Genomic DNA, 13,542 nt, shown 5'->3' on the forward strand with positions numbered 1-13,542 from the left:
CCCCCCCCCGGCCCGCTTCCCCCCTCGGCCTCGCTCGGAGCCTCCCCACCCCCGGTTCCGCTACGCGGCCACGCCGGTATCACGGACCCTCCGACGGTCCGGTTCAACCGAACGGGGTGTGGATTCCCCGGGATTCGGCCGAGGGGTTACCTCAGGCGAACCGGCAGCGCCTTGTGGCCGTTCGAGATGAACGACTCCATGGGCTCCAGCTCGTCGGCCGGCACCGCGAGCGCCAGGTTTGGGAACCGGTCGAACAGCGCCGGCAGCGCGATCCGCGCCTCGAGCCGGGCCAGCGGCGCGCCGAGGCAGAAGTGCACGCCGTGGCCGAACGCCAGGTGGTCCTTGGCCTCGCGCTTCAGGTCGAACGCGCCCGCGTCGGCGCCGTGCACGCCGGGGTCGCGGCCCGCCGCGGCATACGCGATCAGGATCGGCTCGCCCTTCGCGATCACGAGGCCTTCGCCCAGGTCGATGTCCTCCACCGCGTAGCGCAACGGCAGGTTCGCGACCGGCGCTTCGGCGCGCAGCGTCTCCTCGATGACGTCGTCCCACGTCACTTCGCCCGAGCGCACGAGCGCGAGCTGCTCGGGGTGGGTGAGCAGCGCGTGGATCGCGTTGTCGAGCAGGTTGACGGTCGTCTCGTGACCGGCCGACAGCATGAGGATCAGCGTGTCGAGCAGCTCGGTCTCGCTCAGCGCCGAGTCGTCACCCTCCTCGCGCGCCGCGATCAGGCCCGACGTCATGTCGTCGCCCGGGTTCACGCGCTTCTCCGCCACCAGCGCGGTGAGGACCTTGTACAGCTTCAGCTGGCCCTCGGCGACCTCCTCGGCCGTCGCCGTCGTCCGGAAGATCGTGTCGACCGCCGTGTGCAGGTCGCCCTGCGCCTCGGCCGGCACCCCGAACAGCTCGCAGATCACGCTGATCGGCAGCGGATACGCGAACTCCGTGCGCAGGTCCGCCGCTTCCCCCGCCGGGGTGGCGGCGAGCCGGTCCAGCAGCCGCGCGGTGATCTCCTCGATGCGCGGCTGCAGCGCGGCGGTCCGGCGTGCCGTGAACGCCTTGGACACCAGCGTGCGCAGGCGCTTGTGGTCGCCTCCGTACGCCGTGAACATGTTCTTCACCGCGACCCAGATCTGGAGCGGCCAGTCCGCCGGAATCTCGCCGTTGATCCACGCCGGCCAGTGCTGCCGGGTGTCCTTGGACACGCGCGGGTCGGTCAGCAGCCGCTTGATCAGCGCCTGGCTGTTTACCGACCATGCCTCCACACCGCCAGGGAGTGCCACCAGCGTCGCCGGGCCTCGGGCGCGGAGTCGCTCGTTCTCACCGTGGATGTCGCGCCCCGCGGGGTCGAGGACGTAGGCGCCGGACTGTTCTGCCACGGGCTTTCTCCAAGCTGTGGTTCGGGTGTGGCGGAAGGAGGAGCAGTCGTGGGAGCCGTCTGCGGAGCCCTGGGCGCCGGGCGGACGACAGTCAACGGCGGGTACACCACCGGAAGTTCGGCGAGCGCGCGGTGGAAGGGGCCGGGCCGCCAGCGCAACCTCTCGGCAGGCACGGCGAGTTCGATGTCCGGCAGGCGGTCGAGCAGCCGCTCGATCGCGACCGTCGCGATCAGCCGAGCCCCGTCCTTCGCCGGGCAGGTGTGCGGCCCCGCGCTCCACGCCAGGTGCGCGCGGTTCCCGGCCCGGTGGTCGGTGGTCAGCGCCGGATCGGTGTTGGCCGCCGCGAAGCTGACCACCACCGGCTCGCCCTCGCGCAGCCGTACGCCGTGCAGGTCCACGTCGCGCACCGGGAAGTGCACGCCGTAGTTCGCCATCGGCGGGTCGGACCACAGGACTTCGTCGAGCGCGTCCTCGATCGGCATGCTGCCGCCGGACAGGTCGCCCGCGAAGCGGTCGTCGGACAGCAGCAGCCGCAGGCTGTTCGAGATGAGGTTCTGCTGCGGCTCGGTGCCCGCGCCCATCAGCACCACCAGCTGGTGGACCATCTCCTCGTCCGTCAGATCCGCCGGATGCGCCATCAGCCACGACGTCACGTCCGCGCCCGGCTGGGCGCGCTTGAGCGCGACGAGTTCGACCATGCCCTCGAGCAGCAGCGCGTTGCTCTTCTCGGCGTCGACCACGTCGAAGATGCCGGACATGCCGCGCACCAGCTTCTCGGCGATGGCCGACGGACAGCCGAACATCTCCATGAAGACCAGCAGCGGCACCACCAGCGCGTACTCGCGGCGCAGGTCGGTCTTGCCGTCGGGGCCGAAACCGTCGATCAGCGTGTCCGCGGCGCGCCGCACGTACTCGCGCAGCTCGATCGGGTCCACCCGGTCCAGGCTGTCGGAGATGGCGGAGCGGAATCGGGCGTGCTCCTCACCGTCCGTGAACAGCGCGTTCGGCCGGTAGCCCATCATCGGCATGACGGGGTGGGTCGGCGGGATTCGGCCGTCAAGGACGGCCTTCCAGCGGCGCGGGTCCTTCGAGAACGTCTCGGGGCTGCGCAGCAGTTGCAGGGCCGCCTCGTACGACACGACCAGCGACGCCTCGACGTCCTCGGCGACCAGCACCGGCGCGACCGGTCCGAGCGCGCGCAGTTCGGCGTACACGGCGGCCGGGTCGTCGGCGAACGCCGCGCCGTAGAGCGGGACTCCGGAGGGAGCGGGGCGGTCCTGGCCGGCGTGAGCGGGACAGCCCGGCGGCGGGACGGCGTCGAGCGAAGGCTCGGTGGACAACTCAGGCCTCCTGGCGGGAACGGGTGAGCAGGTACTGCACGAGCGCGATCAACGCCTCGGTGGACGACCGCGGATCGCGCGCGTCGCACGTCACCAGCGGGGTCTCGGGCAGCAGGTCGAGCGCCTCGCGGATCTCTCCGTCCGAGTGGTACGGCGAGCCGGTGAACCGGTTCACCGCCACCGCGTACGGGAGCCCGTGCTCCTCCAACAGGCCCATCACCTCGAACGACTGGTCGAGCCTGCGGGTGTCGACGAGCACCAGCGCGCCCAGCGCACCGCGCGTCATGTCCTGCCACAACCGGGTGAAGCGCTGCTGCCCGGGAGCGCCGAACAGGTAGAGCACGAGCTGGTCGTTGAGGGTCAGCCGGCCGAAGTCCATGGCGACCGTGGTGGTGGTCTTGTCCGGCACACCGCTCAGGTCGTCGACGAGTGCGCCGGCCTGCGTCATCTTCTCCTCGGTGTGCAGCGGGCGGATCTCCGACAGCGTCCCGACGAACGTCGTCTTGCCAACCGCGAAAGGGCCCACCACGAGGAGCTTCACCGAGGTGCGGACGCTGGGCCGCAGGTACATCGCGGAGGGCGGGGCCCCCGCGGGGATGCGGGGCCTGTCGTCCGGCTCAGAGACGAGCACGGAGTCCATCGAGCACCTCCTGAAGCAGCTTGGCCTCGGGGAGCTCGGCCGCGGGTATGGGGGCACGGGTGAGGATGTGCCCGGAGTCGAGGAGATCGGCGAGCAGCACCTTCGTGACGCTCACCGGAAGCCCGAGGTACCCGGCGACCTCGGCGACCGACAGCGAACCGGGGCGGCACAGTTCGACCAGCCGGCGCTTCTCCGGGCTCAGCCCGTTCAGCGGGCGGTCGTGCGGTGCGATCACCAGGGTCACCAGGTCGAACGTGTTGCGGCTCGGGTGCGCGCGGCCGTCGGTCACGACGTACGGACGCACCAAACCCTTGCCGCGGCCGCGGGAGTTGCCCGAGGAGCCGGCTGCGGGACCGCCGGTCCAGGCGCCCGTAGGACCGCCGCCTGCAACGCCGTTCGCAACGTTCGCGCCGTTCCCGCCGCGGGGCGTGCCGCCGACGGGGCCGGCCCCGGACGGCCGCCAGCTCATGCGAGGAGCCCCGTGCTCTGCCGCGGCGGCGTCGTCAGCTCCTTGCCGAGCCGGTCCACCAGCTTCTGCATCGCGTACGTCACGGCCTCCATGTCGACGTGCTCCGAGGCCGACACCGCCAGGTACGCGCCCGCGCCCGCCGCGACCAGGAACACGTAGCCGCCGTCGAACTCGACCAGGGTCTGCCGCCAGCGGGTCTCCGTCGGCCCGGCGAACTCCGTGGTGCTGCGGCTGATCGACTGCAGACCGGACAGCGCGGCCGCCTGGCGGTCGGCGTCGTCGCGGCCGATGCCGCGCGAGTGCGCGCGCAGCATGCCGTCGGCGGACAGCAGGATCGCGTGCCGCGCCTCGGGGACCTTCAGGGCTTCGTCGAGCATCCAGCCCAGTTCGTTCTCACCGTGGTCGTTCATGAGTGTGCGATCCCCTTGTCCTTGTCGTCCCCCGTGCTGTCCCCCCTGGCGTCTCCCGAAGAGCCGCCCGCCGCTTCCGCGGCGTTGCCGCGGACCGCCTCACGGCCCGAGCGCGTGCCGCGGGCGAACGCGCCCATGCGCGCGGCGGTTTCGTGGACGGAGCGGGTGGGCGCGTGGTCCTCGGCGTGCGCGCCTTCGTGTGCGGCGGCCTGCCGCGCCGAGCCGTGCGCCGCTGCCGGACCGGACGCGGACTCCGGCGCGGCCGGGCCCGGTTCGACGAGCACCGCGGCGGCCACGGCCGGATCCACCTCGCGCCGACGGCGCTTCGGCAGACCGGTCAGCGTGGCGCCGACGACCTCGGCCGCGGGGTGCGGGCCGCCGCCGAGGTGCGGGGCGGGCGTGGGCGGCGCGGACTGCGGTGCGGACTGCGGTGCGGACTGCGGTGCGGACTGCGGCGCGGCGGGCGGGGGCACCGCGGTGCGGACGTCCCGCGCCATGCCGGCGGTCTCGTCCGGGGCGAGGTGCGTCAGCAACGCGTTGGGCAGGAAGAGCACGGCACGGACTCCGCCGTACGGGGAACGCGTGTCGACCGAGGCCTGGAATCCGTACCGCTCCGCGAGCACGCCGATCACCGCGAAGCCGAACTGCGGCGGATCGCCCAGCCGGTTGATGTCGACCGAGTCCTGACCGGACAACAGGCGCGTGGCGTGCCGTACCTCCTGCTCGTTCATCCCGACGCCCGCGTCGTCGATGACGACGCACGCGCCGTTGTGCGCGGGCTGGATGTTGACCTCGACGGCCGTGTTCGGCTGCGAGTGCCGCGCGGCGTTGTCCAGCAGCTCCGCCACGGCGAGCACGACCGGCTCCACCGCGCGGCTGACCACCGCGATCTCGACCTGCGCGTGCACCTGGACGCGTCGGTAGTCCCGGATCCGGGACTTCGCGCCGCGCGCCACGTCCGTCAACGACGACGCCGACCGCTGCCGCCCCGGCCACGACCCGCACAGCACTGCGATCGCCTGCGCACGGCGGCCGAACTGGGCGTTCGCGTGGTCGATCTCGAGCAGGTCGCGCAGCACGTCCGGGTGGTCGTGCCGGTCCTGCATGTCTGAGATCGACATCTGCTGCTCGTTCGCCAACCCCTGCAGCGCGCGCATCGCGCCCTTCAGCGCGGCCTTGGCCGACTGGTCGGCGCGGGCCTGTGCACGGGACATCGTCGCGGCGAACCTGCTCTCCAGCAGCTGCGCGCTCGCCGCGTACGAACTGCCCTCCAGCATCGGATCGGCCACCTCGGCGGGGGGCTTGCGGCCCGCCTCGTAGTGCGGCAGCCGCACCTCGACCAGCTCACGCAGCCCCGCGTCGCGCGCGTCCACGGCGGCTTCAAGCCACAGGATCCGGCTGCGGCGCGCCGAGTTCGACGCGTACAGCCGCACAGCAAGAGCGGTGATGAGGACGGTGACCGCGACCAGGGCCCAGAAGGCGGCGGACGGAACGCTATCTGTCATCGGATCCTCAAGTACGGCCAGATGCGGGGGCGATCAAAGCAGGCGGCCAACATCCTAATCAGACCAATGACGGCAAGTCAGGGGCCAGGAACACCCCATGAAGCACCGATTTATCGGCTCCCACAGCCGAGCCGCCGCGACCAGCCGACGGCACCGCGACGTGCCTTCCCCACCGCCAACAACCACCCATCAGCCACCAGTTGATGCGCGTCCATCTGCAAGAACGCCGTCCCCCCGAACCCCACCCGATCCTCTGGAAAGCCATCCGCAAGGGATGTGCCGCGCCCCCATTCCTGGCCTGATTTCGACGGTGAGGGTGATTCCGGCTGTATATGCCACCTATCTCACCCGCTGTAACGCAGGCCACACGGAAAACACCCGTCACCCGCGCCGCCCACCCATACCCGAGCGCGCCTTGTCACCCGATTGCGCGAACCGGCCTGTGTGTACGCCATCGGCGAAGCGGGGAATCCGAGCCCTACGGCCGCGCGTTCGCGCGAAAGACCGACCCTCGTCGTCCGCAGAGGCGACCCGCAGACCACCCGCGACCCAGGGACTCCGCCACATGATTGTCGAGTACATCCGCTACACCATCGCCGAACCCGACCGCCCCGACTTCGAAGCCGCCTACGGCCGCGCCGCCCTCGCCCTCCAGGCCGCCCCGCAGTGCGTCGACTACGAACTCGCCCGCTGCGAAGAGGAACCCGGCTCCTACATCCTCCGCATCCGCTGGACGTCCACCCCCGACCACCTCGAAGGCTTCCGCAAGGGCGAGCACTTCCCGCCCTTCTTCGCCGAGATCCGCCCGTACTTCCAGGCGATCCAGGAGATGCGCCACTACGAGGTCACCGACGTCGTCGGCACCGGCGGCTCCACCCCGACCCTCTACGAATGGGCCGGCGGCGCCGAAGCCTTCGACCGCCTCTTCACCCGCTTCTACGAACACGTCGCCGAAGACCCCGACCTCGCCCCGGTCTTCGCCGGCATGGACGCCCACCACGCCCAACACGTCGCCGCCTGGCTCGGCGAGGTCTTCGGCGGCCCCTCCCTCTACAGCTCCGACCACGGCGGCCACAAACACATGGCCTCCCGCCACCTCGGCCGCAACATCACCGACGCCCAACGCCGCCGCTGGATCAACCTCCTGATGGACACCGCCGACGAAGTAGGCCTCCCCGCCGACCCCGAGTTCCGCGCCGTCTTCGCCTACTACCTCGAATGGGGCACCCGCATGGCCCTCATCTACTCCGGCCCCAACCCCCCGCCCCTCCCCGAAACCCCCATGCCAACCTGGCACTGGAACCAAACCCCGCCCTACCTCGGCTGATCCGACCGCCCAGGCGATCTACCTATAAGCGACTGATGCCGCGCAGGCGGCCCGCGCATACGGTCCACTCAAGCGCCCCAGCGCACCGCCACGAGAGGACACCGCGCCATGACCGCCTACGCGTTCGCCCACCTTCGGTCCGTCGACGTCAACGAGGAGATCGTCGAATACCTGAGGCGCATCGACGACACCCTCACCCCGTACGACGGCCGCTTCCTCATCCACAACCGCACCCCCGAGGTCGTCGACGGCACCTTCGAAGGCGTCCTCGTCCTCATCGAGTTCCCCACCGTCGAAGCCGCCAAGGCCTGGTACAACTCCGACGCCTACCAGGCCATCCTCGCCTTCCGCACCAACAACTCCGACGGCGGCGCCTGCATAGTCGAAGGCCGCACCCCCGACTACCGCGCCGCCACCCTCGCCGACTTCATCACCAACGCCCGAGACCCGATGTCCTGATCGGTCTCTCCAAGCTTCGGTCCGGACGGAGATGCCAGGACGCCGACTCACGACACTGGTCCGTGGTGGGAAAACGAACAAGGCGGTCCGCTCCACGGTGCCGTGGATCGGACCGCCTCTCATCGAGTGCGCCGCCAGGGACTCGAACCCCGCAGCCGCTGATTAAGAGAGTCCTGGTCAAACGGTATTTACCGTGCGCTCAGTGGGCTTTGGAACGCCTCATGCCGCTATGTGCGACTCCCGCGCACGGGGCTGCATCGTACGTACACGCCGCAGTAGTGAACGACCGCTCCCACCACGCTCCCAGCGTTAGGTGGGATGGCCGCACCCCCGCCAGACGCTTCATTGATGAGTATCGAGCGTGAGGATCACGACCCACCACGCAATGAAGAGCACTGACGATGCGGCGGTGGCGCCAACGGCACGGCGAACATGACCCAGTTTGGCGCGAGCCCTGCGGGAGATGAACTGTGCGTGCGACCACGCCTCACGGGTCTGGATCGTGCTGCCTGCCATGTCACCGCTCTGCTGGGCCATCCACGGGAACGCCAGGCGGGTCGGGCCGGACGGAGTGGTGTTGGGTAGCAGAGCGAGCGCGACTTCAATCAGTGCCGCTGACAACAGGATAAGGACGATGGTCAGCAGGACTGCCGGTGTTGGATTGCCGACTGCGGCGTAGTGCCACGTCGCACTGACTCGTGCTGACTGGCTGAGGAGGCCGGCCGCAAGCGTGCCCAGGATCGCCACCAAATGCGCGGCCTTGGTGTCGGCATTCTCGATCCAGCGGCTGAAGTCGTCGATGGCGTGGAGCGCTGCGGCGAGTTCGGGGTCTCTCCTGGGGGCGATGCGGTGTCGCCTTACGGCCATGGCTGTTCCTCGTCCAGCGGGTCGGTCGCTTTGCCGTTCTCGCCAAGGAAGCCGAGCTCGCGGAGCACGCTCTCCATGGACGTACCTGAATGCGCCATCGCCACAGCGACCCACTGGCGTACCCGTTGTCGGTCGAAGTCGCTCAGCTCGGTCATGAGTTTCGTGAATTTGAGGTCGACTTCCCGCATGGGGTCAGGTGGTGGCGGCGGGAGCCGTTGCGCGTAGTCGATGATGTCCTTGATGTCGTTCGGGCGTTGTTGGAGCCAGTAGGCCAGCAACGCTGTGGGGCCGTCTTGGACGAGGCGCTGGTAGTAGTCCAAACGCAGTCGTTCGAGCTGTTGACGCTCAAGCTCCACGTCCGAGGTCCAACGGACGTCGTCCAGCTCGGCCTTACGGATCTCGGGCATCGCCGGATCGGTGACGTCGAGATGGATATGCCCATACCCGATGCCGACCGTGTCCAGGACTGCGGCTGGTTGCAGGAACGCGTTGCACTGCTCTTGCATCGCGATCGTCGATGGCCATGATCGGTCCGCAGCGTATGCGGTCAGCCGATGCTGGATGTCGCGGCGTAGGTAGGGGACGGCATCAAGCACACGCCGGTCGACGACCACCTGCGGGTCGTCCACCCACCAGACCAGGCTGATGTCCACGGTTTGCCCGTGATGGCGTCCTGAAGTCCCCACCTGACACGTGAAGTTGGCGGTTCGCTCACCGAGGTGGACCCAGTAGGCGTCGCGTGCGATGCGCAAAGCAGCCAGCTGTCCTCGCTGGTCGGGAGTGCCGGTGACCGGTACCAATGCGTGTGTGCGGTGCAGGGACAAGCGGTGCTTGATGTAGGCGACGAGTCGGGAGCCGACCACTGGCGTGAGCAGTCCAGAGGGTGTCACCGTGTGCCTCCCGGCATCGGCAGGGGGTCTTCAAAGGCGTCGATGGCAGGCTGTAGGACATCCACGTTCACGTTGCCGCCCTCGAATGCGAGCCGCATGACGTCGTACGCCAGTCGTTCGATGCCGGCGCGCCGATTGCCGGCGAACAGTTCGACCAGCATGTCTCGGATCAATTCGGCTTCGTCACACCGGTTGGGGTCGGCTGTCGCGTCGAGCCAGCCGGTCACCAGCTGGTGGACTGCGTTGTAGCCGCCGGGCTCAGCTGCCAGCGAGCGCAACAGCGTGATGGTCTCGCCCCTGCCGCCAGGGTCCCGCAGGAGGGCGATTACCTCTGCCGTGAGTGCCGGTCCACGGGCTTGTTGCTCAGCACCGAGGAGATGTGCGGTCAAGGGGCCAACGGTTGCGGACGCCGAGCCTTCGACAAGGGAAGGCTCGTTGAGTTGCTTAACGACATCCACGAGCTCGATGACTGAGCGGGACAGCCTCAGAATGCTCATGGCCGCTTCGGTCATCACGTCGGAGTCCGGGGTGTTCGCCAGCCGGAGAAGGCGCATCAAAGCGAGCTCGGGGAAGGCTTCCCCAAAGGGACCGCCGTATGCGCGCGCAGCGGTCCATCGCAGCTCGCGTGACGCTTGGGCACTGCTCCAACTGTTGAGCAGGTGACGGACCTGGGTTGCCGTGACGGGGTCCTCCGCCGCGATGCCGAGTGCGATCGCCGCCATCTCCTGTCGGTGCCGGTCCAGTCGTCCCCAACTGCGGATGGGACGCAGGGTGTTGAAACCGGAGCCTGCTCCAGCGAGGCGGCCGGCTGTGACACCTGCGACCTTGTGCAGGTCGCGTCGGGCGGGAGTCGCGGCCAACCAGTCAAACAGCGGCTCTCTGAGCTCGGGGTACTCCAACCAGAAGTGGTCGAGCACCGAGGTTCCCCAATGGAGTGTGCTGAAGCGCACCGCGTCGATCCGGTAGCTGAGCGACCTGTTGCTGACGATGGACGGCAGAGACTCGCATTCCGCGTTGATGGCGTCGAGGCGACTGCTGCGCGAGACAGGCGCCCATGATGGCGAGGTGTCAGCCCCATCGTTGTGCGGCGGCGCCACCGATGTGCTGCTCAGCCGTCCACTCAGGGCCTCAGCGCGCTCATTGACCACTGAGTAGTCGTGGCCTTCGAAGACCGCGGCTGCCAGCATCATCGCCCAGTCATCGACACGGGGGTTCTTCGCGAACCAGTCTCGGACGGCGTCGCGCCCGTGCTTTCCCAGGGTGCCCAGCACACGCGACTTGTCGTACAGCCCACGTGCAACACCGACCAGGTCCGCCGCCAAGGATGCAGCATCGGCCGGCCGGCAGTCGGCAGCGATCTGGGTGATTCGCGCGTCGACGAGATCCTGGTGATCTTGTGCCCACCTGGGGCCGAGGCGATCTGTCAGGTACTCACGCACCACGCGGTCGCCGCTCGGCGCCGCACTCTCGAACAGATACGGCTGCCAGCTTCCCGGGAGCGCGCTCCGTCCGTCCGACGTGGTGATGACCAGGTAGGCGCCTGACTTGACGAGGATGTCGGCGAGCGTCTGAATGTCGGCGGTCGTGCAACAGGCCAGCGAGTCGAGAGCAGTTGCCTCGAACAGGTAGCCCGCTTCGCGTTGCAGCTGGGCGGAGCGCAGCGACGTCAGGTCGGAGTCGGACGCGAGAGCGGTGACCTTCTCCACCTCCTGTTCGATCAGCAGGTGCAGGGCAAGCGTCCGCCGGCCACTATGCGCTGCGCCGTCGACGACCAGCAGGTGGGCCCTCAACATCCGCAGCGCCTGCTGGTAGCCCGGTGATTCGACAAAGACACGAGTGATGAAGTCCAGTTCCTCGCGCCGGATGGTGCCCGCGCGGACCTGGCGAACCGGGCGGGCTGTGGTCGCGCCTGTGCTTGTGACGCCGCCGTTCAGGTTGTTGGCGAAGATGACGGTCCCGGCCGAAGCCACCCGAACGGCGGCGCCCATCCAGTCAATGCCGTACGTGGCGGCATCGTCCGCGAGATCGTCGTCCTCGATGTCCGTTATGTCGTCGGCGCTGCGCGGTGGCTGCGCGTTCTCCGGCTCGTCGTCGGGGGCCTCGAAGGATTCATCCAGCATCTTGAGCACCGCCGATCTGCTTGTCGCCGTACACGTTGTCCCCCTTGTGCCCGTGCACGATGTCGCTGTTGGTCGTGTGGCTGATTCCGCCGTTGAACGTCTCAGCCACGACCGAGGGACCTGACACACTCCCGATGTGCACCTGCCCGGCGCGCGCCGGCGATGCCGGTGGCGGAGCAGCGGTCGCTGCACTCGCTTCCGGTGTCGCTGCGGAGGCCGCGGCGGGAGCCGTCGAGGACGGGTGCCAGTCGTTGGCCGGCACATGCACCCAGACCGTCAACGTGCCGTTCTTGATCGGGGTGTCCACGCGGTGGAACATGCTTTCCTCGACCGTCTCCGCGTAGCCCTGCCCCCGCACGACGGTCCGGAACACCTGATCGGAGACCAGGAGTGCGACGCGTGATGCCGTCGCCCTGAGCGCCTCACGGCCGACCTCGGCGTCGGACATCCGACAGACCTCGATTTTGGCGGCACCCGAGCCCTCCGCAGGGTCGATCGGGCCGCAGTGCACCGCGGCCCGCAGCCGGAGTGACGGACCGTCGAACCTGAGCGCACGCTTGCGCAGTTCCCGGTTCAGGTAATGGACTGCGTCCACGAGCAGGTGCACGCGCTCGTCGGTCAGAGTGATGATCACTCCGTCGCCGGTGTCATCACAGCGCTCTACGTCGGCGTCCCAGTCCAGACCTACGTCACCGAGCGCGGTCCGCATCACGCTGCGGATGGCTTCGCGAACGGCCGGCATCCCGATGTCGCTGGTCTTCGAGAACTTCTCCGCGTCGACGGTGATCAGCGCGCGGTACGGCGGCATCTCAACCACACTTCCCCCTGCGTACTCGTAGAGTCACTGAATGCATGCATCAGGTTTCCGCAGGGACCGCTCAGGTGCAGCGTACTTTTACCCACTCACGGAAGGATCCGTGAGTCCGTGAGAAGCGATGCGGCGCAGCAGGTCCGGCTCCGTGATCACGAACCTCCTGTCGCGCCCCGTCGCAAGCGCGCCCGCACTCCGCAAGCTCGCGACCGCCTTGACCGCGGACTCACGGGACGCAGCCACAGCCGCTGCCAACTCCGGGTAGGTCAAACGCATTTCCAGCCGGATGCCCTCACGGGTCTGCACCCCACACTGATCGGCCAAGTGCAGCAGTCGCTCGGCGACGCGCTGCACCACAGTCTGGGCGCGATAGCGCAGCCGATGCGTGTCGGCCTGCCGCAGACGGCGGATCATGACCAGCAACAGCGCCACCGACACCCGAGGTTGCTGCTGCAGGTAGCTCAGGAAGCCTTCCGGTGACATGGCCCAGACCTCCACAGGTCCGATCGCGTACACCGTCGCCGAGTGCGTACCGCCATCCAAAACGGCCAGCTCGCCAAAGATCTCCCCAGGTTCGCGATACGCGAGCACTACGTCGTGGCCATCCTCCGATGAAGCAACCACCTTGACCCGCCCGGCCGTTAGCAACAGTCCGTGCTCGGCAGGATCCCCCTGTCGCATCAACACTTGACCGTCGCCGTACCGGCGTTCGCGTCCCTGAACCTTCCACTCGTCGATCTCAGCCGCCGTCAGCCGTTCACCCGCATGAGGCTCAGCCACACAGACCTCCCTGTCCGGTTGGCTCCCCTTGCAGGATGCCACCGAACTGACGCCCAAATGCGGGTGATTGCGTGATCGCATGAGCCTGAGTGGACACCAAAGCGGCAGCCGTACGCGACTCATGCGAGCGCGGGGCCGTAGCTGGCTGGCACGCGTCTGCGGAAGCAGCTGTCAGTACATAGGCAGTCTGACCTTCCAGACAACAACTCGCAGCTCTGACCTGCGAAGTCAGTCCCGCTGAGAATGAGTGCCCTGCACCCTGCAGACCCGACCCCATTCTGGCCCGTTCCGACGCGGCTCATCCCGATCGGCATTTCCCCTGGCACTCAACGACCATCGGGTGCCGCCAGACCGACTCCCAAACGATGGCTCCCACCACGTCCCGGGTGATGCGTCGTGGCTAGCTTCCGGACGACGCGCGTTGCTCGCCGGGGGCTGGGGCGTGTTTCGCCGAGTCCTTGTGGCATCTGCAATGCTGCCGCACGACTGTCAGTCGTGCCGTGTGCACGTCGGCAAGCTTGACCAACCATTTCAGCATGATTTTTGCG

At 68.5% G+C, this 13,542-nt stretch carries 13 protein-coding genes; 2 read left to right on the top strand and 11 right to left on the bottom strand.

Translation table 11 applies throughout. The features are described from left to right. Window positions 1–146: 146 nt before the first annotated feature. From QI554_RS41085 to QI554_RS41110, 6 genes are all read right to left on the bottom strand, one after another. A complete protein-coding gene (locus tag QI554_RS41085) occupies window positions 147–1,328 on the bottom strand; it encodes a cytochrome P450 family protein (RefSeq protein WP_281478094.1) in 1,182 nt (393 codons plus the stop codon). Then, window positions 1,244–2,716, bottom strand: a complete 1,473-nt coding sequence (locus QI554_RS41090; RefSeq protein WP_281478020.1) for a cytochrome P450 — start codon at window positions 2,714–2,716, stop codon at window positions 1,244–1,246. Before QI554_RS41090 ends, QI554_RS41085 begins: the two co-directional genes overlap by 85 nt. A gap of 1 nt (window position 2,717) precedes the next feature. Then, window positions 2,718–3,356, bottom strand: coding sequence for a GTP-binding protein (locus QI554_RS41095; RefSeq protein WP_281478022.1), 639 nt, complete (start codon window positions 3,354–3,356; stop codon window positions 2,718–2,720). Then, complete coding sequence (locus QI554_RS41100) at window positions 3,334–3,660, bottom strand: DUF742 domain-containing protein (RefSeq protein ID WP_281478024.1); 327 nt, start codon at window positions 3,658–3,660, stop codon at window positions 3,334–3,336. Before QI554_RS41100 ends, QI554_RS41095 begins: the two co-directional genes overlap by 23 nt. A gap of 161 nt (window positions 3,661–3,821) precedes the next feature. Beyond that, complete coding sequence (locus QI554_RS41105; protein ID WP_281478026.1) at window positions 3,822–4,235, bottom strand: roadblock/LC7 domain-containing protein; 414 nt, start codon at window positions 4,233–4,235, stop codon at window positions 3,822–3,824. Continuing rightward, the gene (locus QI554_RS41110) at window positions 4,232–5,740 is read right to left on the bottom strand and encodes an ATP-binding protein (protein ID WP_281478027.1); all 1,509 of its coding nucleotides are present in this window, start codon (window positions 5,738–5,740) and stop codon (window positions 4,232–4,234) included. Before QI554_RS41110 ends, QI554_RS41105 begins: the two co-directional genes overlap by 4 nt. Window positions 5,741–6,305: 565 nt before the next feature. Between QI554_RS41110 and QI554_RS41115 the strand changes: the two genes are divergently transcribed. Continuing rightward, the gene (locus QI554_RS41115; protein ID WP_281478029.1) at window positions 6,306–7,067 is read left to right on the top strand and encodes a group II truncated hemoglobin; all 762 of its coding nucleotides are present in this window, start codon (window positions 6,306–6,308) and stop codon (window positions 7,065–7,067) included. A 108-nt stretch (window positions 7,068–7,175) separates the two neighbouring features. Then, entirely contained in the window at window positions 7,176–7,526 is a 351-nt protein-coding gene (locus QI554_RS41120) for a DUF1330 domain-containing protein (RefSeq protein ID WP_281478030.1), read from the top strand. A 342-nt stretch (window positions 7,527–7,868) separates the two neighbouring features. Here QI554_RS41120 and QI554_RS41125 read toward each other — a convergent pair whose 3' ends face one another. The 5 genes from QI554_RS41125 to QI554_RS41145 all read right to left on the bottom strand — a co-directional run bounded on the left by QI554_RS41125 (window position 7,869) and on the right by QI554_RS41145 (window position 12,994). Further along, window positions 7,869–8,393, bottom strand: coding sequence for a Pycsar system effector family protein (locus QI554_RS41125; RefSeq protein ID WP_281478031.1), 525 nt, complete (start codon window positions 8,391–8,393; stop codon window positions 7,869–7,871). Then, window positions 8,384–9,283: a hypothetical protein gene (locus QI554_RS41130; protein WP_281478033.1), complete on the bottom strand. Its 900-nt coding sequence runs from the start codon at window positions 9,281–9,283 to the stop codon at window positions 8,384–8,386. Before QI554_RS41130 ends, QI554_RS41125 begins: the two co-directional genes overlap by 10 nt. Next, window positions 9,280–11,412, bottom strand: coding sequence for a hypothetical protein (locus tag QI554_RS41135; protein WP_281478034.1), 2,133 nt, complete (start codon window positions 11,410–11,412; stop codon window positions 9,280–9,282). The genes QI554_RS41130 and QI554_RS41135 overlap by 4 nt, the downstream gene beginning before the upstream one ends. After that, the gene (locus tag QI554_RS41140; protein WP_281478036.1) at window positions 11,393–12,211 is read right to left on the bottom strand and encodes a hypothetical protein; all 819 of its coding nucleotides are present in this window, start codon (window positions 12,209–12,211) and stop codon (window positions 11,393–11,395) included. Before QI554_RS41140 ends, QI554_RS41135 begins: the two co-directional genes overlap by 20 nt. Window positions 12,212–12,298: 87 nt before the next feature. Beyond that, window positions 12,299–12,994 (bottom strand): Crp/Fnr family transcriptional regulator, encoded by a 696-nt coding sequence (locus QI554_RS41145; RefSeq protein ID WP_281478038.1) that lies wholly within the window; start codon window positions 12,992–12,994, stop codon window positions 12,299–12,301. Window positions 12,995–13,542: the final 548 nt, after the last annotated feature.

It is taken from the genome of Yinghuangia seranimata, assembly GCF_029953285.1.
In the GTDB taxonomy this organism is placed as follows: Bacteria; Actinomycetota; Actinomycetes; order Streptomycetales; family Streptomycetaceae; genus Yinghuangia; species Yinghuangia seranimata.

Bases quoted from the DNA above. Each gene is read 5' to 3' on its own strand.
- QI554_RS41095 (WP_281478022.1), bottom strand. From the start codon at position 3,356: ATGGACTCCGTGCTCGTCTCTGAGCCGGACGACAGGCCCCGCATCCCC.
- QI554_RS41105 (WP_281478026.1), bottom strand. From the start codon at position 4,235: ATGAACGACCACGGTGAGAACGAACTGGGCTGGATGCTCGACGAAGCC.
- QI554_RS41110 (WP_281478027.1), bottom strand. From the start codon at position 5,740: ATGACAGATAGCGTTCCGTCCGCCGCCTTCTGGGCCCTGGTCGCGGTC.
- QI554_RS41115 (WP_281478029.1), top strand. From the start codon at position 6,306: ATGATTGTCGAGTACATCCGCTACACCATCGCCGAACCCGACCGCCCC.
- QI554_RS41120 (WP_281478030.1), top strand. From the start codon at position 7,176: ATGACCGCCTACGCGTTCGCCCACCTTCGGTCCGTCGACGTCAACGAG.
- QI554_RS41125 (WP_281478031.1), bottom strand. From the start codon at position 8,393: ATGGCCGTAAGGCGACACCGCATCGCCCCCAGGAGAGACCCCGAACTC.
- QI554_RS41140 (WP_281478036.1), bottom strand. From the start codon at position 12,211: ATGCCGCCGTACCGCGCGCTGATCACCGTCGACGCGGAGAAGTTCTCG.